This window comes from Haloterrigena turkmenica DSM 5511, assembly GCF_000025325.1.
Lineage (GTDB): Archaea > Halobacteriota > Halobacteria > Halobacteriales > Natrialbaceae > Haloterrigena > Haloterrigena turkmenica.
This window is the reverse complement of record NC_013743.1, coordinates 874,457-895,327: the sequence shown is the minus strand read 5'-3', so window position 1 is coordinate 895,327 and position 20,871 is coordinate 874,457. Positions and strand designations below refer to the sequence as shown.

The window sequence follows — 20,871 nt, the reverse complement described above, 5'->3', positions numbered from 1 at the left end:
TCGCGTCCCGTTACGACCGGCGACTCGTCGACGGCTCGTCGCTCGAGGGGCTCTCGACGTCGGTCCCGTCGGTCTCGCCGTACTCGTCGTCCTCGGCGGACGGGGAGGGATCGGTCGGTGCGCTCGTTCCGGCGACCCGCCGGATTCGGGCCGCGTACTCGTCTACCTCGATGCCGAAGTCCTCCGAGAGCGACCAGCGGCCGACGAGACGGTCGGCGGCGTACACCGTAAAGGCCGCGAGCAGGATGCCCGCGACGACGTCGATCGCCCAGTGAATCCCCAGATACATCGTCGAGATCACGATACTCGCCGCCAGCGGGACCGCAACGGCGAACCAGATCGGGTACTCCTCTCTCGTTCGGTAGGCGAAGATCGCGATCGTCGCTGACAGCGAGGTGTGCAACGACGGGAAGACGTTGGTGTTGTGGTTGACCTCCCCCGTCAGGTACTGATACTGCGGTCGGAAATCGTACAGCACGGTCCCGATCTCGGTGGGCATGATGTTTCGCGGCCCGTACGCGATCACCAGGAGGTAGAGGAACAGTCCGAGCAGGTAGTTCAGCGCGTATGCGGACAGCAGCTCCCGGAGCGGGCGCGTATCCGACAGCGCGAAGTACGCGATCACGGGGAAGATCAGAATGAAGACGTAGCCGTAGATGTAGACGAACGAAAAGTACTGCGTCACCGTCGGGCTGGCGAACTGTTGGAACCAGATGATCGCCTCTCCCTCGATGGCGTAAAACGTCGGCGTCAGGTTCCAGTCGATCGCCCAGGAGAGATCGGGAAGATGCTGTCGAGTGAATCGGTTCGCGAGTAACACGACGAGCACCACGCTCGCGACGGGGGCGGACTCTCGCATTCGGTCCCGCCACTCGCGGCGGGTCGCCCGCAGCCGGCGTCGGCCGATACACAGGGGGACGAACCCGACGAGTAGGACGGCGATGACGACCGCTACCTGCGTCAGTAACTCGGCGAGCATCAGGACCTCACGATGTATTCTCCCTCTTCGTCGTACTGAAATCCGTGCCGTTCGAAGGATCGCTTCGCCCGTTCGACGTCCAGTTCTCCCGTATCCCCACTGTTCGTTTCATCACGGAAAAAGGGCGCGTATGGTGCGGCACCGTCCCACTCGAGGTCGTCCGGTACCCACTCCTCCGTAACCGGTGTGACGGACGGGCTCGCCTGCCCGTTGAAGACGTCCGCCACGAGCGATTCCCTGTCGATCAATCGCGCGACGTTTCGTCGGAAGTGGAGGTTGCTGAACGGCGAGTTCCGGACGTTGAACCCGATGTGATAGAACGACCACGACTTGGACTCGACGAGTTCGAGGCCGGACGGAGCGTCCCCGACCGTTTCCGCTCCGAGACTGGAGGCCGTCACATCGGCGTTCCCCGCCTCGAGTTGTTCGATGGCCGCGCTACTGTTCGGCTCGACGTGAAAGACGAGTTCGTCGACGCGGGGTTCCGGCAGGTCGACGTACTCGCGACTGGTGAAATGATCGCCGAAGCGCTCGAATCGAATGTGCGACCGTGGCTCCCGCTCGGCGAGTGCGTACGGACCGCTGCCGATCGGCGAGATCTCGTCGGTGGTCACGATATCCCACGTCCCCTGGATGGGCTCGGCGCCGTTTTCGAGGCGGTCTTCGACCGCCGTCTTCCAGATGTGTTTCGGGAGAATCGGGACCGTAAAGGCCAGTTTGCCGACTTCGTCGCTCGTCCCGAATCGCATCCGGAGGGTCAGATCGTCGACGGCCGTCACCGATTCAACGGCGTCGCCCAGTCCGCGGTATCTCGGCGCCGGAGACTGTCCGTCGCGGACGCCGAGTGACGTGTCGTCCAGAAATTCGTACGTGAATTTGACGTCGTCGGCGGACACCGGCTCGCCGTCGTGGAACCGACAGTTCGATCGGAGCGTGACCGTCGCGGTCGAGCCGTCCCACTCCAAGGACTCGGCGAGCCACGGCCGGAGTTCCCCGTTGTCTTCGGTCGCAATCGAATCATAGAGGAGATCGATGAACGGGCCCCGGTAGCGGTACGGCGCCGCAAGCGGGTTGAGGTTTCTCGACGGGCTCGAGTCGGTGATCACCGCGTTCAGGACCACCTCGTCCTCGAAGTCGTCCTCGTCGGGCTCGAGACCGAGGTAGCCGAGTTGGGTCCCGAGGTGGTGGTCGTTCCAGCCGTCGAACCGATCCGTTCTGACGAGTCGCCGCTCGTCGGGAATGCAGATGGGCACGATCGGGTGCGTTTGCGCCAGTCGGTCGAGCGCTTCGCCGACGGCGTCCTTTCGTTCCGACCCCGTTGTCGAGCGCTGTCGCTCGAGTACCTCGTCGATCTCGGTATCTACGAACCCGTAGGGGTTCTGCCAGCCGGATTCGGGGGCGAACTTCGAGTGAAACGTCTCGTACAGAAAGTCGGGGTCGTAGCCGCCCGGGTGGCTGCTGATGTAACAATCGAAGTCGTGCTCGAGCAAGACCGTCTGCAGCAACTCGGCGTTGGCGCGGGGTTCGATCCGGACGTTGATACCAACCGCGTTGAGGTTCTTCTCGAGCTGGCGGGCGATCTGAATCGCCTGTCGGTCGTTATCAGTGGGCAGCGTGAGGATAGTTATCGAGAGTTGATCGCTGGCCGCACCGGTGATGAGCCGCTGAATACGGTCCATACAGCCGGCTACGGAACCGGCAATCCCAGTACTTCCAGCGGCGAGCACGGCACGTCTACTTACTCGGTCGTCAGACCGATCCGACGGGAGGGTCATCCAGGGCTACTAGTTGAGTCTGCGTTTCAAATATAACAATTTTGCGAACCGGTGCCGTGATATTTACCGTCGTATAAGACGAACACCGGAGCGAGCGGTACGATGTGCCGTCACGAGCGCGGTACGGACGGTCGAATCGCGTTCTTGTTCTTACCCTTCCTTTATTCGGACGCCCGGCGGTTAAACGAATCGCATGCTATCGATGGCCGGTGCGGATTCGGTCAGAGAGTGATTCGAACTACGCCGACACTCTCACTCAAACGACCACCGTGCTATGGATGGCGCTCACGAGTTTGTTCGCGCCAAAACATAGCGGGAGGTAGATTTGAACCACGCCGACGTCAGTCGCGTCGCTCCCTCGTCGTCTACTTCAAATCTACTCGGCGTATTTTCAGAGAGTCAGAACTCACTCCTTGCTTCGCTCGTCGTTCGTCGTTGAATCCCTGAAAAGTAGCGGGAGGTAGATTTGAACTACCGGTCTGCGGGTTATGAGCCCGCCGGAATCTCCTGGCTATCCCATCCCGCTACCATATCATACCCGAGTGCACTAGTTAAGGGTTATGATTCGGGTGCCGTATGGGGGTTTCTACCGTCAGTCGTGATGGACTTTCCACGTGTAGAGACTCTCGCAGGTGTAGTTGACGAAGAAGCCGACCGCGATCCCGACGACGTTCGCCGTCAGATACCAGACGCCGAACCGATCGACTAGCACGCCGTACACCGTCAACGTGACCAGGAAGCCGGCGAACCGCACCGCGTTCGAACGCAGGAATCGCCGCGCCAGCGCTCGAGGCGTCATGTCGCCGTAGGTGGCGAACGTCCAGTGTTCGTTGATCGCGAAGATAACCACGATCGACAGCTCCCACGAGATCGTCTTCGCCCCCAGATACCAGAGGTCGAACACGTCGACCAGCAGCGCGAGGCCGACGATATCGACCGTCGCGCCGACGATCCCGACGCCGGCGAACTGGCTAAACCGCGCCGTCGAGAGCAACGCGCGAAACCGGGTCCGAACGGCCTCCGCGAACGAATCGCTCATCGTGAACTCCGGCGGCGGCTCGGCCGGCGATCTCGGTCGGTGAACACGGCTCTGTCGATCATTGCCCGGAGCATCGGTTTCGGAGTTTCGATCCCTGGGGATCGGGGACGCGACGCATCTGTCCGTGGTCGCGACAGTATCGACCGCGCACACAAAAGAATTCGGAGAGACGTCGGCGCCAGCGCCGGATCGGCGGGCGCGTTCAGATCGCGAGGTCGGCCTTCGCCCGGATGACGTCGACGTCTTCGGCGTCGACGCGGTCGACGTCGAGGAAGTGAGGCGTGTAGTTGCGCTTCTCGTAGTCCTCGTACTCGTCTTCGGTGCCGACGGTACACCACAGCTGGACCTCCTCGGGACCGTGCCACTCGCCGTTGCGGTTGATCCCGAAGCAGATCAGTTCCGTCCCGTCGTAGTCGACGATGGCCCCCTTCCGGATCCCGGGATCGCCGTGGATGATGAGCTGCTTCATGTCGGCGACTTCTCGCGAGAGTGGATTAAGCCTTCTGTCTTTCGGCGTTAGTCGCGTTCTCGAGCAACTCGATATCGAGAGCGGGGGACGCCGAACCGTCGACCCGCTTCGGACGTGCCTCGAGTCTGCGATATCCGTCGTTCAGATCGGGGCTACGCCGCCTCGAGTCGCCGCTTTCGGGCGTCCCAGAGGTGGCGTACCGACGCCGCGGTGAAGGCGAGCGCGCCGAGGATCATCGGCGTGTCGCCGAGCGTCCGCGCCCACAGCAGCGTCTGGACGTGGTCCTGTTCGTAGAACTCGAGGCTGCGCGCGGCGGCGTAGCCGTCCTGATAGGCGGCCTGCAGTTGCAGGAAGCCCACGGGGAGCAGCGAGGCGACGGTCATAACGGTGAGGCCGATATTAGTCAGCCAGAACGCGCCGCGGAACCACGCGGGGTTCCACGCCGATTCGGGAGTGACCACGCGCAGGATGTACGTGCCCAGCCCGAGCGCGAGCAGGCCGAAGGCGCCGAACGTCGCGGTGTGGGCGTGAGCGACGGTCAGGTAGGTCCCGTGCTCGTAGTAGTTGATCAGCGGCAGGTTGATGAAGAAGCCTAGCACGCCGCCGCCGACGAAGTTCCAGACGGAGGAGCCGAGGATGAACAGGAGCGGCAGCGTGTAGGGGAACTCCTCGCCCTGGGCCCGCAGCGAGCGGTATTCGCCGAGACTTCGGTAGAGGACGAAGACCAGCGGGACGAACTCGAGCGTCGAGAACGTAGTGCCGATCGGCACCCAGATGTCGGGGAGGCCGACCCACCAGTAGTGGTGGGAAACGCCGACGATACCGGCGGCCATGATCGCGAACACCTCGAAGAGGATGGCCCGCTCGGCGTCGGCCTTCTCGATCAGGTCCATCGAGACCAGCGCGGCGGAGATAACGGCGGTGACGAAGAACTCGAAGACGCCCTCGACCCACATGTGAACGACCCACCAGCGCCAGAACTCCGTCACCGCCATGTTCGTCTCGGGCGTGTAGAGCATGCTCGCGGCGAACATGAGCGCGATGGAGCCGCCCGCGTAGGTCACGAAGTGGCCCAGTCCCGTCGCGGGTTCGTCCAGCTGGCGAACGCCGCGGAGCACCAGTCCCGTCCAGGTGGCGAACCCGGCGAGCAGGCCCAGCTTCCAGACGCGGCCGACCTCGAGGTACTCGAGGCCTTCGCTGCCGAGCCACCACCAGAGGTCGCCGTCGTCGCCGGATCCGGGCGAACCGAACGCGCCGCGGGTACCGAGCCAGACGCCGGCGAACGCGCCGACCGTGATGGCGACGAGCGCGCCCAGCAGCGCGGTCGCGCCCTCGGCCTGCCAGGGCGGGTCGCGCTCGGTGAACAGGCCCGGCAAGAAGAGTCCGCCCGCGAGCCACAGCGTCGTGATCCAGAGGATGCCGAGATTGACGTGCCAGGCGCGTCCCACGGAGAACGGCAGCAAGGAGACGAGGTCGATCCCTAACGCCTCGCCGATGCCGTAGAAGCCGGTGCGTTCGACGTAGTAGTGGGCCAAATAAGCCCCGACGAGGGCCTGGGCGACGAACAGCGCGCCCGCGACGGGGACGTACCGCGCCGCGGCGTACTGGGACGGCGTGACCGACACCGAGTCGGGCGAGGGAACGTCGACGAGGTCGGTCGTCGGCTCGGCGACGTCGAAGGAGTGGTAGGCCCAGACGCCGAACCCGCCACCGGCGATCAGTAGGACGACGCTGATCGTACTCCAGACGACGACCTGTCCGGTCGGTCGGTTCCCGGTCCCGGGCACGTACGGCCAGTCGTTCGTGAAGGAGTGGTCGGAATCCGGCCGGTTGGTGTGGGCCATCCACGCCGTCCAGCAGGCGAAGTCGGCGATCCGGGCGGCCTCCTCGGGCGAGTCGACGTAGCCCTGTGGAATCCCCCGCTCGGGGGAACCCCCGTAGTAGCGGTCGACGTACGCCTCACGGAGCCGCCGGTGAGCGTAGACCTCAGCCGCCGAGTAGCGAGCGACGTCGTCCTTGGGCGCGTCGGCGTCGAGTTCCCGTTCCACGCGCCGTTCGACGGCCGCCCGGTCGCCCTCCGAGAGGGACTCGAAGGAGTCGCTCCCGCGCTGGCGCGCGTAGTACTCTCGCATATATTCGGCTTTCGACTCGAGCGCGTCGGCCGTCAGATCGACCCCGAAGTACGAGCCGTTGCCCAGGACCGATCCCTGATTCATGAGCCCGTTCGCCTGGAACGCCTTCTTTCCCGTCCGGACCTGCTCGTCGGTCACGACGGGTTCGCCGTTCGGGCCGCGGATCTCGTTGGGGATCGGCGGCGCCCGCTTCCGGGAGACGTAGGCCCCGAGCGTCATCGCGGCGAGGTTGGCGACGAACAGTCCCACAAGCGCCAGCGACCCGGCCGAGTTCGAACGGAGCGCGTCGAGGCCGCGATCGCGCTCCGCCCCCGACCGCACCAGTAACGGGACCAGCTCGCTAAAGACGCGTTCGATCGGAACGCCGCCGTCGCTGACCTGCAACAGGCTCGTCGCCAACTCCCCGACCGCGGGGTCGACGCCGTCACCATCGGAAAGCAGCGTCGTCGCCGCGACGGCCATCGTAACGGCCGACCGGACGCTCATCGATCGACCGCGTCCCGCGGGCCCGTCGTCGGGGTCGTCGTTCGAGCCTGCGTCGAGCGTTCTCGCTCTCGAGGGCGCCGAACCGCTCGACTCCATCTGCGCCAGTTCCGCCTCCAGGTCTGCCACGAGCGACGGCAGTTCCTCGGTGAGCGCGCGCTCGAGTTCGTGGCCGACGACCACGGCGTCGCGCTCGAGCAGGTCCTCGAGCAAGCGGTCGACGGGGCGCTCCGCCGTCCCGTCCAGTCGCGCGCGGAGTCGCGAACACGCCTCGGCGAACGGATCGTCGGCCGGGAGGTCCGTCCCGTCGGCCGACTCGGCTCCTGACGTTGATCGATCGCTCAGAACCTCCTCGAGCAGGTCTTCGGCGTCCGCGTCGGCGCCAGCGACCGACAACCGGGTCCGGATCGCGTCCAGCGTGCGGTCGTCCAGCCGATCCCCGTCGAGGCCGTAGCGCCGCAGGAAGTTCTCGAGCGCCCGATCGAGCGGGTCGTCCGATCCGAGCTCAGCGGCGCCGTTACCGCCGCCGCCGACCTCCGACGCCGCCAGCAGGTCGTCCGCGCTTCGATCGACGGCGCGCTCGAGGAGTTCGTCGACGGCGCGCTCGGCGACGTCGGTCGCCCGCCGACTCGCTGCGTCGCGAACCCGCGTCGACAGTTCGCCGACCGTTTCGGCGCTCGACTCGAGTCGATTCGTCACGGAACCGGTCGCTTCCCGCCGGCCGTCCGTCCCGAGACGGCCGGAATCCGGGAGGAGAGTGCTGAGACTCATCGCGTGCTGTCACACTCTGTTACCGTGCTATCTGTTTCCAAACATTGAGGTAAGCATACGCACGTCAGTCGCCGGTCACTTATTGCTGGATGACAGTTTCCGCGTCCGATCGACTGACGGCGACGAACCAAACGGGTTTTAAACAGCGCTGCCTTAGCCCACGCCAAGTGAGATAACCATGCAGATGCCACGCCGATTCAATACGTACTGTCCGCACTGCAACGAACACCACGAACACGAAGTCGAAAAGTCCCGAACGGGCCGCTCGAGTGGTCTCAAGTGGGACGCTCGCCGAACCCGACGAAGCACCTCGAGCATCGGTAACTCCGGTCGCTTCTCGAAGGTGCCGGTCGGCGAAAAGCCTACCAAGAAGACCGACCTCAAATACCGCTGCAGCGAGTGCGGCAAGGCCCACCTCCGCGAGGGATGGCGCACCGGCCGACTCGAGTTCCAGGAGTGATTCCAATGGCAGGAAATTTCTACAGCGTTCGATGCGGTGACTGCGAGAACGAACAGACCGTCTTCGGCAAAGCCTCCTCGGAGGTCGCGTGTGCCGTCTGCGGCACGACGCTCGTGCGACCGACCGGCGGCAAAGCCGAGATCGAACACGAGATCGTCGAAACAGTCGAGTCACGATGAAGTACAGCGGCTGGCCCGACCCCGGCGAACTCGTCGTCGGGAAGATCGACGAAATCGAGGACTTCGGCGTCTTCGTCGATCTCGAGGAGTACCGGGACAAGCGCGGCCTGATCCACATCTCCGAGGTCGCCTCGGGGTGGATCAAGAACGTCCGCGATCACGTCCGCGAGGGCCAGATCGTCGTCTGCAAGGTCCTCGAGATCGACGAGGAATCCCAGCAGATCGATCTCTCGCTGAAAGACGTCAACGACCACCAGCGCTCGGATAAGATCCAGGAGTGGAAAAACGAGCAGAAAGCCGACAACTGGATGGGTATCGCGCTGGGCGAGGACGTCGACGACGAGAGCTACACCGCAATCGCAAACGAGCTGATCGGCGCCCACGGAAGCCTCTACGACGGCTTCAAGCAGGCCGCGATCCACGGCGAGGAGGCCCTCGAGGACACCGATCTCTCCGACGACGAGATCGAGTCGATCGTCGACACGGCCCGCGAGAACGTCTCGGTGCCGTACGTCAACGTCACCGGCTACGTCGACCTCGAGAACCCGTCGCCGAGCGGCGTCGACGGCATCCGAACCGCGCTCGAGGCCGCCGAAGGCAACGGCGAAGTGCCCGAGGAAGTCGACCTCGAGGTCAGCTACGTCGGCGCGCCAGAGTACCGCATCGAGGTGCAGGCGCCCAACTACAAGACCGCCGAGAGCCAGCTCGAGGAGAGCGCTCAGCGCGCGGTCCGAGCGATCGAGTCCGAAGGCGGTTCGGGCGAGTATCACCGCGAGCGTCGCACCGACGACGAGTAATCGACTCGATAACCCATGAAATCAGACATCCGGGTGTGTTCGGCGTGGCGCGACGCACACGACCGCCCGGTGTATACCCTCTCTGACTCCTGTCCAGACTGCGGCGCCGACGCGGAAAACAGCGCGCCAGCGCCGTTCGATCCGAACGATCCGTACGGCGAGTACCGACGCGCTCTTAAACGTCGCCGTCGCTGATACGGTATGGACGAACTCGAGATCGACGCAGTCGCCGAGGTCGAACTGGACGACCCCGTCCTCGTCGAGGGGCTGCCGGGTGTGGGACACGTCGGAAGCCTCGCCGTCGAGCATCTGCTCGAGGAGCTCGAGGCCGACAGCACGCTCGTGCGCCGGGTCTACTCCCAGGAGTTCCCGCCGCAGGTGAGCGTCGAAGACGGCGTCGCGGACCTCACGTGCGCCGAAATTCACGCCGTCACCGTCCCCGACGGCCGCGATCTGTTACTGTTGACCGGGGACCATCAGGCCCAGACCAACGACGGCCACTACGTGCTGACCGACGCCTTTCTGGATATCGCCGAGGAGTTCGGCGCGAGCGAGGTCTACGCGCTGGGCGGCGTCCCGACCGGCGAACTCATCGAGGAGTACGCCGTCGTCGGTGCCGTCAGCGACGAGTCCCTGCTCGAGGAGTTAGAGGAGGTCGGCGTCGAGTTCCGCGAGGACGAACCCGCCGGCGGGATCGTCGGCGTCTCCGGACTCCTGCTCGGCCTCGGCGGCCGCCGCGGGTTCGACGGGGCGTGTCTGATGGGCGAGACCAGCGGCTATCTGGTCGACCCCAAGAGCGCCCGCGCGGTCCTCGAGGTCCTCGAGGAAACCCTCGGCTTCGACCTCGAGTACGAGTCCTTAGACGAGCGGGCCGACGAGATGGAGGAAGTCATCGGCAAGATCCAAGAGATGGAACAGCAACAGCAACAACAGCAGATGGACGTGCCGACGGACGACGACCTCCGGTACATCGGCTGAGCGGGCCGCCGACTCACGTTCTTTTCGACGAGTTTTCTGGACGGGCCGGCGGAACGCGTGTCGCCGTAGTTGCAGAACAGTACACAGCGGCCGCCGTCTTCTCAGACCACGACCACGGCGAGGAAGCCGACGGCGATCGCTGCCGCCAGCGTGATCGCGACGGCGAGGCCGACGCCGATAACCGGTGAAATGGGGCGTGCCGAACCGCGCGTCGCAGATCTCGAGGCCATCTCTTCAGTACAGCTATCTCGAGTCCCCCGCGGCAAGAACGTCCGCATCGACTCAGCGTTCGATTCGTGCGCTGTGTCCGCCGCGGCTCGACTCGAGACGGCGTAGCGACGGGAGCGAAACCGGGGCGCGCGCAGACGAATCCGTAGCCGACCCGCGGCGTCGGCAGCGACTTTGACGAGCGGTCACCGTCGGACGGACGGGTTCCAGCTCACGGCTTCAGCGGCGTCGGTCGAAACAGCGCGCAGTTCGGACACCAGATCGAGCCGTCCGCGCGTCGCTTTTGCTTCCCGTTACAGTCGGCGCATCGCTCGGCCGCGTACTCCGCCATGCGAGATCGAAAATATCTTCGTCCGTTGAAACATGAGCCTTTCGCCCAAGCAACAACGAAGTGATAGGTGTTGAATCCGGTCACGCGTCGCTGGCCGGTGCGAGCGCGTCGACGACTCGGCAGGCGTTCTTCGAGAAGACGCGCCACAGCTTGTCCTCGGAGACGTCGAGCGTGAGAATCTCCATGACGGCGACGTCGGGGTGGCAGGCGGGCGCGCCGCTGCCGAACAGGACCCGATCGGGGTGTTCGAGCAGGGCGCGCTCGAGGGGGTCGCGGTAGCGGACGAAGGACGTCTCCAGATAGCAGTCGTCGTACTCCTCGAGCAGGTCGATCAGGTCGTGCATGAGCGACCGGTCGAGCGGGTGGCCGCCGAAGTGGGCGACGACGACGGGAAACGAGCGCTCGAGCAGGGTTGACGCGAGGGTTTCGGGAGTGGCGTCGGTGCCACCGCGGACGATGACGGGGAGGCCGACGGCCTCGAGGGCCGCGAGGACATCCTCGTCGGGGTACTCGTCGACTCCGGGATCGAGGACGAACCCGTGGAACCGGTCGTCGTAGGCGTAGCGCTCGATATCCGCCGGCGACGTGTGGTGGTCGTCGCGGCTCCGGACCGCGTTGCGCAGCCGATCGGTCGCCGACGCCGTCGGCCGCCGCGTGCCGTTGATCCGCGCGAAGGCGACGAACGGACGATCGACGCTGCGGCGGGCGACGCCGTTGTTCGGGGCGAGGTAGCGCCGGTCCGAGCGCACGGGCGGGAAAACGACTGATTTCGTGATCCCCGACTGGTGCATCTCCCGCTCGAGCTGATCGGGCGTGACCGAGCGACCGTCGACGCGCGGACCGGTATCGCCGGGCGAGAGCCGCGCGTAGACGTCGACGATGCGAAACCCGTGTTCCAGCTCGAGCATTCCTGCCGGCTCTTTCCACCGAACCAATATTTCCCTACCGGCCCGCGGAGCGGTCGGCATCGGCGGTGGGGGGTCACGTCTCGGTACGCTCGACCGCGACTGACACGCCGACGCTGACACCGGAGTCCGCGGTTCACGGGACGAAACCGGGGAACATCGGGTACAATGAGTGACGTTCTCATTCTCGCAATCGCCAGAGGGAGCGGTGACGAGTGGGAAACTTTTATATAGAAGTGCTGACGACATAGGTAGTGAGGATTCAACTATGGCACAACAGCGACGCATGGGCGGACAGCCTATGTTCATTATGAGCGAGGATAGTCAGCGAACGCAGGGCCGCGACGCCCAGTCGTCGAACATCATGGCCGGCAAGGCCGTCGCCGAGTCGGTACGCACGACACTGGGCCCCCGCGGGATGGACAAGATGCTCGTCGACTCCAGCGGCGAGGTCGTCATCACCAACGACGGTGCGACGATTCTCAACGAGATGGACATCGAGCACCCCGCGGCCCAGATGATCGTCGAGGTCGCCGACTCCCAGGAGGAGGAGGTCGGCGACGGGACGACGACCGCGGCTGTGATCGCTGGCAACCTGCTCGGTGAGGCCGAGGACCTCATCGAACAGGACGTCCATGCGACGACGATCGTCGAGGGCTACCACGAGGCCAGCGAGATCGCCCTCGAGGCGATCTCGGAACAGGTCAGCGAAGAGGTCGTCGACGACGAGGTGCTCAAGCAGGTCGCCGAATCGAGCATGACCGGCAAGGGCACCGGCGGTCTCACCGCCGAGTCGCTGGCCGAGACGGTCGTCGAAGCGATCCGTCACGTCGAACTCGAGGACGGCGTCGCCCGCGACAACGTCACCGTCCACACCCAGATCGGCGCCTCCTCGAACGCGACAGAGCTCGTCCCGGGGATCGTCATCGACGAGGAGCCCGCCCACGACGGCATGCCCGGCGAGGTCGAGGACGCGTCGCTCGCCGTCCTCGACGTCGAGCTCGGCGTCCGCACCGGCGAGATCGACGCGGAGTACTCGATCGACTCGATCGACCAGCTCAACACCGCCATCGACGCCGAGGAGAGCGAGGTCCGCGGCTACGCCGAGACCGTCGCCGAGAGCGGCGCCGACGTCGTCTTCACGACCGAGGACGTCGACGACCGCGTCGCTTCCTATCTCGCCAGCGAGGGCGTGCTTGTCTTCGAGGGCATCGGCGACAGCGACGCCAAGGACATCGTCTCCGCGACCGGCGCCACCCGCGTCGGCGCCCTCGACGACCTCGAGGAAACCGACTTCGGTCAGGCCGACCGCATCAGCGCCGAGAACTACGGCGACGACGACCTCGCGTTCGTCGAGGGCGGCGCAGCGGCCGAGACGGTCACCGTCTTCGTCCGCGGTGGCACCGAACACGTCGTCGACGAACTCGAGCGCGCCATCGGCGACGCGCTCGACGTCGTCGCGACCGCGCTGGCCTCCGGAGAGGTCGTCCCCGGCGCCGGCGCGACCGAGATCGCCATCGCGGACAAGATCCGCGAGGAAGCCGCCGGCATCGAAGGCCGCAAGCAGCTGGCCGTCAACGCCTTCGCCGACGCGCTGGACATCGTCCCGCGCACGCTGGCAGCCAACACCGGCCGAGACCCCATCGACGCGCTCGTCGATCTCCGCTCCGCCCACGACTCGACGGGGCGAGCCGGCCTGATCACTAGCGGCGAGGAGGTCACGATCGACGATCCGTTCGACTACGGCGTCATCGATCCGGCCGACGTCAAGCGCGAGGCCATCGAGAGCGCCACCGAGGCCGCGACGATGATCGCCCGCATCGACGACGTCATCGCCGCCGAATAACGCGCCCGCCACACCGTCGCTCGGCCCAGTTCCGTTTCTGCGGTTTTTCGGTCGCGGTTCGTCCGGTTCGTTTTCGACCGGTAGCGTGCAGTCCGCCGATCGGCCACCACTGTTAAGCGTCAGCGTTCGTTAGTTAGCGGTATTATGTCACGAACCGATCCGAGGGCGACCCTGACGCCGATCGACGACGTTGGCGGTCACACGATCTACGCCGACGAGGATCGGGGAACCTATCACGCGTGGTGTGACGACGACGCCTACGAACCGGCGAGTACGGCCGTCGTCATCGCCGTCGCGTCGATACTCGAGGTCGAACCCGACGAACTCGAGGCGCTCTCGGACGCCGTCGATCCGGACGCGCTGGACGCGCTCGTCGGCCGCTGGCGACGCGCTGCGGGGACGGCCGTCGGCACGGTCACGTTTTCCTATGCTGCGCACACGGTAACGGTGCGCTCGAGCGGCGAGATCGTGGTCGAACCCGCGAGCCAACGCGTTCGACCGATCGACGGCTGACCGCTCGCGAGAGCGGGTGCCCGTCAGCCCGCGTCGTCCGCGGGCGGTTCGAGGACGACGCGATCGCCGGCCTCGAGACCGAACGCCTCGTCGCCGCGTCCCCGATTGACGTCGAGTTCCACGTAGCCGTGGCTCCCGACGGTCGCGAGGCGCTGGCCGACCGGCACGGCGGCGAAGGTCTCGCCGACGGGAACCGGCTCGCCGTTCGCGACGATCCGGTCGTGTCCCGCCAGAACGTCGCCGGGAAGGTTCGTAATGGCGTTGCCAAAGTCGTCGACGACTAGCACCTCGCCCGTCGCGCGGTCGTCCTCGAGGGTCGGGTCGGGGAGTCGGCAGTCGACCGGGTCGCTCTCGAGGGACGCGAGCCACTCCAGATCGGCGAGGGCCTCGAGTCCGGCCTCGTGGACGTCGCCGGCGGCCGGCGCGAAGACGTCTCGACCGTGGAAGGTGGCGCTGGCCGGACCCTCGCGGTCGCCGCCGTTGTCGCCGTCGCCGGCATCACCACCGCTCGAGAGCGCGGTCGCGCTCGGTCCGAACGAGCCGCCGGCGGGCTCGACCGGCTCGAGACGGCTCTCGTCGACGACGGAGGTCTCGAGGCGGCCGTCGCCGGCGAGTCGGCGCGCGGCGGGGAGCAGGACGCCGTTGTCGGGCCCGACGAGCGCGTGGTCGCCCGCGCGGACGACTAACGCATTGCGGTCGGTGCCGACGCCGGGGTCAACCACGACCAGGTGGACCGCCGGCGGGAAATAGGGCAACACCTCCCGAAGCCAGAACGCGGCGGCGCGGACGTCCTGTCGGGGGAAATCGTGGGCGACGTCGACCAGTCTGGCGTCCGTTCGCCGACAGAGCACTCCCTTCATCGCCGCGGGATACGGCGTCCCGAAATCCGACGCGAGCGTGATCATGGGCGCCGATAGGAGGCGAGCGGTGAAAATCGATCCGTCTCGGCGTCGGCCGGCCGTCTCGGGCCCCGGGCGGCCTCGTTTCCAGTTCGTTCTGCCAGGGACGGGACTCGAGGGCGGTCAGTCGCCGTTCGAGTCCGAGTCGCTGATCATCTGGATCCGTTCGATGCCGCCGATCTCGTTGACGGTGTCGACGACGGGTTCGGGGACCAGCGACTCCCAGTCGCCGCCGGTGATCATCCGCTCGCGGACCTCGCTGCCCTCCAGGACTTCGCGGTTGAACATCGGGGACTGGCGGATATCGATGTCGGCCTCGCGAAAGAGTTGGATGACCAGCGGATTGTTCGAGTAGGCGATGTCGAAGTCCGGGCTCATGCTCTGGACGTGGCTCACCCACACCGAGTTCCGTTCTAAGTCCTCGATCGGAACGGCGTAGGTGACGAGGTCGTAGTCGACGAGCGACTTCGTGATCATCATAATGCGTTCGCCCGCCGTGAACGGGTTGCGGACGGTGTGCGAGTCGTCGGCGCTCCCGATCCCGAGCACGAGTTCGTCGACGTCCTCGGCGATCTGCTCGACCATGCTGAGGTGGCCGTTGTGGAAGGGCTGAAACCGGCCGATGTAGAACCCCCGGGTCATGCCGGAACGTGCTCGGGCGGCGTGCATAAGCGTGGCGAGTTCGCCGACGCGTCGTCGAGGGCGGCGACCGTCGCGACCGGCGCAATATTGTGAGGTATGCTACCATACGTTTCCGGACGACATACCGCTCGCCGAGGACGCCGCCTCGAATCGCTGAACCACCCCGTCGGCCGCTGTGGGGCCGATATTCAGCCACTGTCACCATCCTCCGCATGGAGAAAGTATATCAGTCCCAATCCCTTCGAAACAGGTACTGAACAGAGTTCTATGAGTAACGATACGAACGTTGACGACCCTCCCGAAGACGCCACCGACGCTGGACCTGACGAGGAGCAGGCCCAGCCACGGCCCCAGGACACGGAGCCGGAGTCGGAGCGTCAGGGAGAACGGTCGCCGCTCGAGAAGGACGGTGACCAGCGCGACGACGTCGACGACGGGGACGAGTTCGACGATCCCATCGACGAGTTCGAACCGGACTCGGGCGAGGGCGACGACATCGAAACCGTCGAGGATCTCGGCAGCGAGGTCGAGGTCGATCCGGGCGTCGAAATCGACGAGGATATCGCCGAGGACGATCTGCTCGGCGGTCTCAAGATCGATTCGACGGAGGAGATCGAGGTTCCCGACCGACTCGTCGACCAGGTCATCGGCCAGGACGAAGCACGCGATATCATCATCAAGGCAGCCAAGCAGCGTCGCCACGTCATGATGATCGGCTCGCCGGGGACCGGCAAGTCGATGCTGGCGAAGGCGATGAGTCAGCTGCTCCCCCAGGAGGATCTCCAGGACGTCTTAGTCTACCACAACCCGGACGACGGCAACGAGCCGAAGGTCCGAACCGTCCCGGCAGGGAAGGGCGAACAGATCATCGACGCCCACAAGGAGGAAGCCCGCAAGCGCAACCAGATGCGCTCGATTCTGATGTGGATCATCGTCGCGATCATCCTCGCGTACGCGATCCTCGTCGTCGGGAACATCTTGCTCGGCATCCTCGCAGCCGGGATCGTCTGGCTGATCTTCCGCTACACGAACCGCGGCAGCGACGCGATGGTGCCCAACATGATCGTCAACAACGGCGACAAGCGCACCGCGCCCTTCGAGGACGCGACCGGCGCCCACGCCGGCGCGCTGCTGGGCGACGTCCGCCACGACCCGTTCCAGTCCGGCGGCATGGAGACGCCGAGCCACGACCGCGTCGAACCCGGCTCGATCCATCAGGCCAACAAGGGCGTGCTGTTCGTCGACGAGATCAACACGCTCGACATCCGCACCCAGCAGAAGCTGATGACCGCGATCCAGGAGGGCGAGTTCGCCATCACGGGCCAGTCCGAGCGCTCCTCGGGCGCGATGGTCCAGACCGAGCCCGTCCCCTGTGACTTCATCATGATCGCGGCCGGCAACCTGGACGCGATGGAGAACATGCACCCCGCGCTCCGGAACCGTATCAAGGGGTACGGGTACGAGGTCTACATGGAGGACACCATCGAGGACACCCCCGAGATGCGGCGCAAGTACGCGCGCTTCATCGCTCAGGAGGTCGAACGCGACGGTCGCCTCCCCCACTTCACCGACGACGCCGTCGAGGAGGTCATCCTCGAGGCCAAACGTCGCTCGGGTCGGAAGAATCACCTCACGCTGCACTTCCGGACGCTGGGCGGGCTCGTCCGCGTCGCGGGCGACATCGCCCGCTCGGAGGACCGGGAGTTCACCACCCGCGAGGACGTCCTGCAGGCCAAGGGCCGCTCGCGCTCGATCGAGCAACAGCTCGCCGACGACTACATCGAGCGCCGCAAGGACTACGAACTCGAGGTCGCCGAGGGCGGCGTCGAGGGACGGGTCAACGGCCTCGCCGTCATGGGCGAGGACTCCGGGATCATGCTCCCGGTCATGGCCGAGATCGCGCCCGCACAGGGCGGCGGTCAGGTGATCGCCACCGGGAAGCTCAAGGAGATGGCCGAGGAGTCGGTCCAGAACGTCTCCGCGATCATCAAGAAGTTCTCCGACGTCGATCTCTCGGAGAAGGACATCCACATCCAGTTCGTCCAGGCCGGCCAACAGGGCGTCGACGGCGACTCCGCCTCCATCACGGTGGCGACCGCCGTCATCAGCGCCTTGGAGGACATCCCGGTCGACCAGACGGTCGCGATGACCGGCTCGCTGTCGGTCCGGGGCGACGTGCTCCCGGTCGGCGGGGTCACCCACAAGATCGAGGCCGCTGCGAAGGCCGGCTGTACGAAGGTCATCATCCCGAAGGCCAACGAGCAGGACGTGATGATCGAAGACGAGTACGAGGAGATGATCGAGATCATCCCGTGTTCGAACATCAGCGAAGTGCTCGACGTCGCGCTGATGGGCGAACCCAAGAAGGACTCCCTGGTCGATCGCCTCAAGTCGATCACCAGCAACGCGTTCGAGGGGAGCCAGGGCTCCGTCGGCAGCGGCTCCAACCCGAGCCCGCAGTAACGATCAATGGCTCAGTGGGCGACGTTCGCGGGCGTTACGGGCGTCGTCCTCGTTTTGCTGCTCGTTCTCTCACACCTGACACAGAGCGCGTTCTCCGACGACGAGTCGACTGCCAGCGACGGCGCCGATAGCGCGTCTTCGCCGTCCGCGTCCGCCTCGAGCGCTCGAGGCGACACATCTGAACTCGACTCGGGAAGCGATCGCCGCGACTCGACCGATTCGGCAGCGCCCGTCGACAGCGACGAGTCGGAGGGCGCCGACTCGAGTACGGATGCGGACACGGGTGCGACGGTCGAATCGTGGTCCGACGCGACGAGCGATCGCGACGGTCGAGACGCGACCCCCGACGAACCGACGTCCTCCAACGATCCGACACCCGCCGACGCTCCGCCCAACACGAACGATCCGACGACCGCCGAGCGAGCGGTCGAGACGCAGCGGGCGCGGTCGCCCTCCGAATCCGCGACGGGACCCGGGTCCGGCGCGCACACCGACCGACGGCCGCGGCAGGAACTCGATCCGCAGTCGCTGTCCGCGGGAGAGCTGCTGGCGAACGTCGCGCTCTCGCAGGGACTGTTCGCGGGCGTCCTCCTCGGGGCGGTCGTCTACACGGGCATCCCCGTCAGCGCACTGGGGGTCGAGTTCTCGGTAGCGTACCTCTCGCAGGGGCTCGCGTGGGGCATAGCGATCGGCCTCGTCCTCTACGCGGCCAACGAGATCGGCGCCGCGGCGGCGACGCACGTCGGATTCGACCACGACGAGCAGTTACGGACGCTGCTGGCGCCGGACACGACGCGGCAGTGGCTGATGCTGCTGGCGTTCGTCCTTCCGCTGATCGCCGGCTTCGAAGAGTTGCTGTTCCGGGCGGCGCTGATCGGCGCGCTCTCGACCGGCTTCGGCCTTGATCCGTGGCTGCTGGCGGTCGTCTCCTCGATCGCGTTCGCTCTCGGCCACGGGATGCAGGGGTCGGTCGGCATCCTCGTCACCGGACTGCTCGGGTTCGTCCTCGCGGCGATCTTCGTCGTCACCGGGAGCTTCCTGGTCGTCGTCGTCGCCCACTATCTGATCAACGCCCTCGAGTTCGTCGTCCACGAGGGCCTCGAGTTCGACTGGGCCGAGACCCTCGAAAGCTAAGGGGGTGGACTCGGTCGATGTTGGTATGGCTACGAACGGGCCCGACGAGATTCCGGCGGCGGTCTACCGCGGGATCTTCCTCGCCGTCGTCTTCTACTTCGTCCTCCTGGTTTACGGACAGGTCGCCGCCGAGCCGCTGGCGACCTACGCCGCCGAGTTCGTCTTCGGCGTGATCGCGATCGGCGTCGGAACCGTCCTCTTCTTGCAACGCGAGGCGACGCGGGCCTCGCGGGCGATCCTCGCCGCGGCCGCCTGTCTCGTCGTCGGCGGCGTCCTCCAGCTCTCGTTTCTGTTTACCCGGGTGCCGTCGCTCGATCAGGCGTCCTCCTTCGCCGTCTTCGCCGGCATCGGGCTGTACATCTACGTCGTCTGGATCGTCGACTGACGGGGAGCGTTCAGTGTCTTGAGCGCCGCTACCGAACTCGAAAGCGGTTACAGTTCTTCGAGCGAGCGCAGCTTCTGTTCGACGGCCGGGGGAGCGGCGCTGGGGCCGTCGCGCACGCGATGGTCCGGAATAAGGATCGGTGCCGGATTCTGGTCCAGCGCGGTTCGCACGAGGATGATGTCGTCCTCGTCCTCGTGGTCGAGTCCGGAGGTCATCCGCGCGAGCGTGTCGACGGTGACCTGATCGCCGTAGGGGATCTCCCGGACCGACTCGAGGACGGCCCGCTGATCGGTCGGCATCGTCAGGGCGACCTGTACGTCGTCGAACGTGATCTCCTCGAGTCCGTCGAGGTACTCGAAGATGCGCTTGAGCACGGGGTGGTCCGCCTCGGCGTCGTCGTCGGGGTGCTCGGGAAACGCGACGCTCAGCACGCGCCCGCTGGCGGCGCCGAGCTGGACGTGTCGATCGAGGTACGACGATTCCCGCGCGTAGATTCCGGCGTCCGTGACGTCCTCCATACGTCGTCGTAGGTGGTAGGGACTTGAATAATCGCCGGTCGACGCGCTCGAGCGAAACGCGGCCGAGCGAGAGACGACTCTCCGCTCCGTCACCGCTCGCGCAGTCCGATGACGCAAGCCTTTTGTACATATGAGTACGTCGATGTACAACAATGGAGACTGATACGGATCTCGCACCGGCGGTCGAGTCGATCCTCGAGGCCGCCCGGGAGCGTCCCGGAGGCGACGAGGTGGTCGACGTCGACGCGCGGTCGCTGCCCGACGCCGTCGCGCGGGCGGAGGCCGACGGCCGCGTTCCGGTGATCGCCGAGGTAAAGCCGACGAGCCCCACCGCCGACGGGACGCGCGACGACGACCCCGTCGAACTCGCCGAGGCGATGGTCGAGGGCGGCGCGACGGCCATCTCGGTGCTCACCGAGCCGAGTCACTTCGGCGGGTCCACCGAGTCGCTGACCCGGATCCGCGAGGCCGTCGATGTCCCCGTCCTCCGGAAGGACTTCGTCCTCCGCGAGGAGCAGTTGGACGCCGTCGCGGCCGATCTCCTGTTGCTGATCGTCCGCTTCCTCGAGCCCGAGACGCTCGCAGACCTCGTGGCCGCGGCCCGCGAACGCGGCTTCCAGCCCCTCGTGGAGGTACACGACCGGGCGGAACTCGAGACCGCTCTCGAGGCTGGCGCCGAGATAATCGGCGTCAACAACCGGGATCTGGCGCGACTCGAGGTGGACCTCGAAACCTTCGAGTCGGTGGCGCCCGAGGTTCCGGACGACGTGACGCTGATCGCCGAGAGCGGCGTGTCCTCGCCCGCGGACGTCCGACAGATGCGGGCGGCTGGCGCCGACGCCCTGCTGGTCGGCAGCGCCATCATGGACCACGGCGCGGGCGACAGCGACGTGACCGAGAACACCCGGCGATTGGTCGAGGCGGAGGACGACGAGACATGAGCGA

Annotated in this window: 21 protein-coding genes and 1 tRNA gene; 11 read left to right on the top strand and 11 right to left on the bottom strand. The window is 66.0% G+C overall.

Features of this window, described 5'->3' with window-relative positions; genetic code table 11:
- Window positions 1-10 precede the first annotated feature (10 nt).
- From HTUR_RS04345 to HTUR_RS04320, 6 genes are all read right to left on the bottom strand, one after another.
- Window positions 11-979, bottom strand: a complete 969-nt coding sequence (locus HTUR_RS04345) for a phosphatase PAP2 family protein (protein ID WP_012942086.1) — start codon at window positions 977-979, stop codon at window positions 11-13.
- The gene (locus HTUR_RS04340; RefSeq protein WP_012942085.1) at window positions 979-2,658 is read right to left on the bottom strand and encodes an ABC transporter substrate-binding protein; all 1,680 of its coding nucleotides are present in this window, start codon (window positions 2,656-2,658) and stop codon (window positions 979-981) included. The genes HTUR_RS04345 and HTUR_RS04340 overlap by 1 nt, the downstream gene beginning before the upstream one ends.
- A gap of 547 nt (window positions 2,659-3,205) precedes the next feature.
- Window positions 3,206-3,280: transfer RNA gene (locus HTUR_RS04335), tRNA-Met, on the bottom strand.
- A gap of 66 nt (window positions 3,281-3,346) precedes the next feature.
- Entirely contained in the window at window positions 3,347-3,793 is a 447-nt protein-coding gene (locus HTUR_RS04330; protein ID WP_012942084.1) for a GtrA family protein, read from the bottom strand.
- Between the two features lie 202 nt (window positions 3,794-3,995).
- Window positions 3,996-4,262 carry an HAH_0734 family protein gene (locus tag HTUR_RS04325; RefSeq protein ID WP_012942083.1) on the bottom strand — a complete coding sequence of 89 codons (267 nt, stop codon included), beginning with the start codon at window positions 4,260-4,262 and terminating at the stop codon, window positions 3,996-3,998.
- A 152-nt stretch (window positions 4,263-4,414) separates the two neighbouring features.
- Window positions 4,415-7,648: a nitric-oxide reductase large subunit gene (locus HTUR_RS04320; RefSeq protein ID WP_012942082.1), complete on the bottom strand. Its 3,234-nt coding sequence runs from the start codon at window positions 7,646-7,648 to the stop codon at window positions 4,415-4,417.
- A gap of 178 nt (window positions 7,649-7,826) precedes the next feature.
- Here HTUR_RS04320 and HTUR_RS04315 point away from each other — a divergent pair, with 178 nt between their 5' ends.
- Genes HTUR_RS04315 through HTUR_RS04300 form a run of 5 tightly spaced genes read left to right on the top strand, consistent with a single transcriptional unit; the run spans window position 7,827 to window position 10,062 of the window.
- Window positions 7,827-8,108 (top strand): 50S ribosomal protein L44e, encoded by a 282-nt coding sequence (locus HTUR_RS04315; protein ID WP_006429374.1) that lies wholly within the window; start codon window positions 7,827-7,829, stop codon window positions 8,106-8,108.
- A gap of 5 nt (window positions 8,109-8,113) precedes the next feature.
- Window positions 8,114-8,287 carry a 30S ribosomal protein S27e gene (locus HTUR_RS04310; protein ID WP_012942081.1) on the top strand — a complete coding sequence of 58 codons (174 nt, stop codon included), beginning with the start codon at window positions 8,114-8,116 and terminating at the stop codon, window positions 8,285-8,287.
- On the top strand, window positions 8,284-9,084 hold the full coding sequence (locus HTUR_RS04305) for a translation initiation factor IF-2 subunit alpha (RefSeq protein ID WP_012942080.1): 801 nt from the start codon (window positions 8,284-8,286) through the stop codon (window positions 9,082-9,084). The genes HTUR_RS04310 and HTUR_RS04305 overlap by 4 nt, the downstream gene beginning before the upstream one ends.
- Window positions 9,085-9,099: 15 nt before the next feature.
- A complete protein-coding gene (locus tag HTUR_RS25425) occupies window positions 9,100-9,279 on the top strand; it encodes an RNA-protein complex protein Nop10 (RefSeq protein ID WP_008896252.1) in 180 nt (59 codons plus the stop codon).
- Between the two features lie 6 nt (window positions 9,280-9,285).
- Complete coding sequence (locus HTUR_RS04300; RefSeq protein ID WP_012942079.1) at window positions 9,286-10,062, top strand: proteasome assembly chaperone family protein; 777 nt, start codon at window positions 9,286-9,288, stop codon at window positions 10,060-10,062.
- A gap of 101 nt (window positions 10,063-10,163) precedes the next feature.
- Here the strand turns inward: HTUR_RS04300 and HTUR_RS28410 are convergent, their stop codons facing one another.
- Window positions 10,164-10,292, bottom strand: a complete 129-nt coding sequence (locus HTUR_RS28410) for a hypothetical protein (RefSeq protein ID WP_012942078.1) — start codon at window positions 10,290-10,292, stop codon at window positions 10,164-10,166.
- Between the two features lie 409 nt (window positions 10,293-10,701).
- A complete protein-coding gene (locus HTUR_RS04295) occupies window positions 10,702-11,529 on the bottom strand; it encodes an amidohydrolase family protein (protein WP_012942076.1) in 828 nt (275 codons plus the stop codon).
- Window positions 11,530-11,827: 298 nt separating this feature from the next.
- On the opposite strand from HTUR_RS04295, the gene thsA reads away from it, so the two are divergent.
- Together thsA and HTUR_RS04285 are read left to right on the top strand one after the other, a co-directional pair.
- Entirely contained in the window at window positions 11,828-13,372 is a 1,545-nt protein-coding gene (gene thsA / locus HTUR_RS04290; RefSeq protein WP_049941602.1) for a thermosome subunit alpha, read from the top strand.
- A gap of 144 nt (window positions 13,373-13,516) precedes the next feature.
- Window positions 13,517-13,885 (top strand): HalOD1 output domain-containing protein, encoded by a 369-nt coding sequence (locus HTUR_RS04285; RefSeq protein WP_012942074.1) that lies wholly within the window; start codon window positions 13,517-13,519, stop codon window positions 13,883-13,885.
- Window positions 13,886-13,908: 23 nt separating this feature from the next.
- Here HTUR_RS04285 and HTUR_RS04280 read toward each other — a convergent pair whose 3' ends face one another.
- Window positions 13,909-14,790: an SAM hydrolase/SAM-dependent halogenase family protein gene (locus HTUR_RS04280; RefSeq protein WP_012942073.1), complete on the bottom strand. Its 882-nt coding sequence runs from the start codon at window positions 14,788-14,790 to the stop codon at window positions 13,909-13,911.
- Between the two features lie 117 nt (window positions 14,791-14,907).
- Window positions 14,908-15,426, bottom strand: coding sequence for a nicotinamide-nucleotide adenylyltransferase (locus HTUR_RS04275; RefSeq protein WP_012942072.1), 519 nt, complete (start codon window positions 15,424-15,426; stop codon window positions 14,908-14,910).
- Window positions 15,427-15,693: 267 nt separating this feature from the next.
- On the opposite strand from HTUR_RS04275, the gene lonB reads away from it, so the two are divergent.
- Genes lonB through HTUR_RS04260 form a run of 3 tightly spaced genes read left to right on the top strand, consistent with a single transcriptional unit; the run spans window position 15,694 to window position 19,408 of the window.
- Entirely contained in the window at window positions 15,694-17,889 is a 2,196-nt protein-coding gene (lonB, locus tag HTUR_RS04270) for an ATP-dependent protease LonB (RefSeq protein ID WP_012942071.1), read from the top strand.
- 6 nt (window positions 17,890-17,895) lie between these two features.
- The gene (locus HTUR_RS04265; protein ID WP_012942070.1) at window positions 17,896-19,023 is read left to right on the top strand and encodes a CPBP family intramembrane glutamic endopeptidase; all 1,128 of its coding nucleotides are present in this window, start codon (window positions 17,896-17,898) and stop codon (window positions 19,021-19,023) included.
- Window positions 19,024-19,048: 25 nt separating this feature from the next.
- Window positions 19,049-19,408 carry a hypothetical protein gene (locus HTUR_RS04260; RefSeq protein WP_012942069.1) on the top strand — a complete coding sequence of 120 codons (360 nt, stop codon included), beginning with the start codon at window positions 19,049-19,051 and terminating at the stop codon, window positions 19,406-19,408.
- Window positions 19,409-19,455: 47 nt separating this feature from the next.
- Here the strand turns inward: HTUR_RS04260 and HTUR_RS04255 are convergent, their stop codons facing one another.
- Window positions 19,456-19,926, bottom strand: a complete 471-nt coding sequence (locus tag HTUR_RS04255) for an MGMT family protein (RefSeq protein ID WP_012942068.1) — start codon at window positions 19,924-19,926, stop codon at window positions 19,456-19,458.
- Window positions 19,927-20,078: 152 nt separating this feature from the next.
- Between HTUR_RS04255 and trpC the strand changes: the two genes are divergently transcribed.
- Window positions 20,079-20,867: an indole-3-glycerol phosphate synthase gene (gene trpC, locus HTUR_RS04250; RefSeq protein WP_012942067.1), complete on the top strand. Its 789-nt coding sequence runs from the start codon at window positions 20,079-20,081 to the stop codon at window positions 20,865-20,867.
- The last annotated feature ends 4 nt before the right edge of the window (window positions 20,868-20,871 follow it).

Bases quoted from the DNA above. Each gene is read 5' to 3' on its own strand.
- HTUR_RS04300 (WP_012942079.1), top strand. From the start codon at position 9,286: ATGGACGAACTCGAGATCGACGCAGTCGCCGAGGTCGAACTGGACGAC.
- HTUR_RS25425 (WP_008896252.1), top strand. From the start codon at position 9,100: ATGAAATCAGACATCCGGGTGTGTTCGGCGTGGCGCGACGCACACGAC.
- HTUR_RS04325 (WP_012942083.1), bottom strand. From the start codon at position 4,262: ATGAAGCAGCTCATCATCCACGGCGATCCCGGGATCCGGAAGGGGGCC.
- HTUR_RS04275 (WP_012942072.1), bottom strand. From the start codon at position 15,426: ATGACCCGGGGGTTCTACATCGGCCGGTTTCAGCCCTTCCACAACGGC.
- HTUR_RS04345 (WP_012942086.1), bottom strand. From the start codon at position 979: ATGCTCGCCGAGTTACTGACGCAGGTAGCGGTCGTCATCGCCGTCCTA.
- HTUR_RS04320 (WP_012942082.1), bottom strand. From the start codon at position 7,648: ATGAGTCTCAGCACTCTCCTCCCGGATTCCGGCCGTCTCGGGACGGAC.
- thsA (WP_049941602.1), top strand. From the start codon at position 11,828: ATGTTCATTATGAGCGAGGATAGTCAGCGAACGCAGGGCCGCGACGCC.
- lonB (WP_012942071.1), top strand. From the start codon at position 15,694: ATGAGTAACGATACGAACGTTGACGACCCTCCCGAAGACGCCACCGAC.
- HTUR_RS04255 (WP_012942068.1), bottom strand. From the start codon at position 19,926: ATGGAGGACGTCACGGACGCCGGAATCTACGCGCGGGAATCGTCGTAC.
- HTUR_RS04260 (WP_012942069.1), top strand. From the start codon at position 19,049: ATGGCTACGAACGGGCCCGACGAGATTCCGGCGGCGGTCTACCGCGGG.
- trpC (WP_012942067.1), top strand. From the start codon at position 20,079: ATGGAGACTGATACGGATCTCGCACCGGCGGTCGAGTCGATCCTCGAG.
- HTUR_RS04330 (WP_012942084.1), bottom strand. From the start codon at position 3,793: ATGAGCGATTCGTTCGCGGAGGCCGTTCGGACCCGGTTTCGCGCGTTG.
- HTUR_RS04310 (WP_012942081.1), top strand. From the start codon at position 8,114: ATGGCAGGAAATTTCTACAGCGTTCGATGCGGTGACTGCGAGAACGAA.
- HTUR_RS04340 (WP_012942085.1), bottom strand. From the start codon at position 2,658: ATGGACCGTATTCAGCGGCTCATCACCGGTGCGGCCAGCGATCAACTC.
- HTUR_RS04285 (WP_012942074.1), top strand. From the start codon at position 13,517: ATGTCACGAACCGATCCGAGGGCGACCCTGACGCCGATCGACGACGTT.
- HTUR_RS28410 (WP_012942078.1), bottom strand. From the start codon at position 10,292: ATGGCCTCGAGATCTGCGACGCGCGGTTCGGCACGCCCCATTTCACCG.
- HTUR_RS04280 (WP_012942073.1), bottom strand. From the start codon at position 14,790: ATGATCACGCTCGCGTCGGATTTCGGGACGCCGTATCCCGCGGCGATG.
- HTUR_RS04305 (WP_012942080.1), top strand. From the start codon at position 8,284: ATGAAGTACAGCGGCTGGCCCGACCCCGGCGAACTCGTCGTCGGGAAG.
- HTUR_RS04295 (WP_012942076.1), bottom strand. From the start codon at position 11,529: ATGCTCGAGCTGGAACACGGGTTTCGCATCGTCGACGTCTACGCGCGG.
- HTUR_RS04265 (WP_012942070.1), top strand. From the start codon at position 17,896: ATGGCTCAGTGGGCGACGTTCGCGGGCGTTACGGGCGTCGTCCTCGTT.
- HTUR_RS04315 (WP_006429374.1), top strand. From the start codon at position 7,827: ATGCAGATGCCACGCCGATTCAATACGTACTGTCCGCACTGCAACGAA.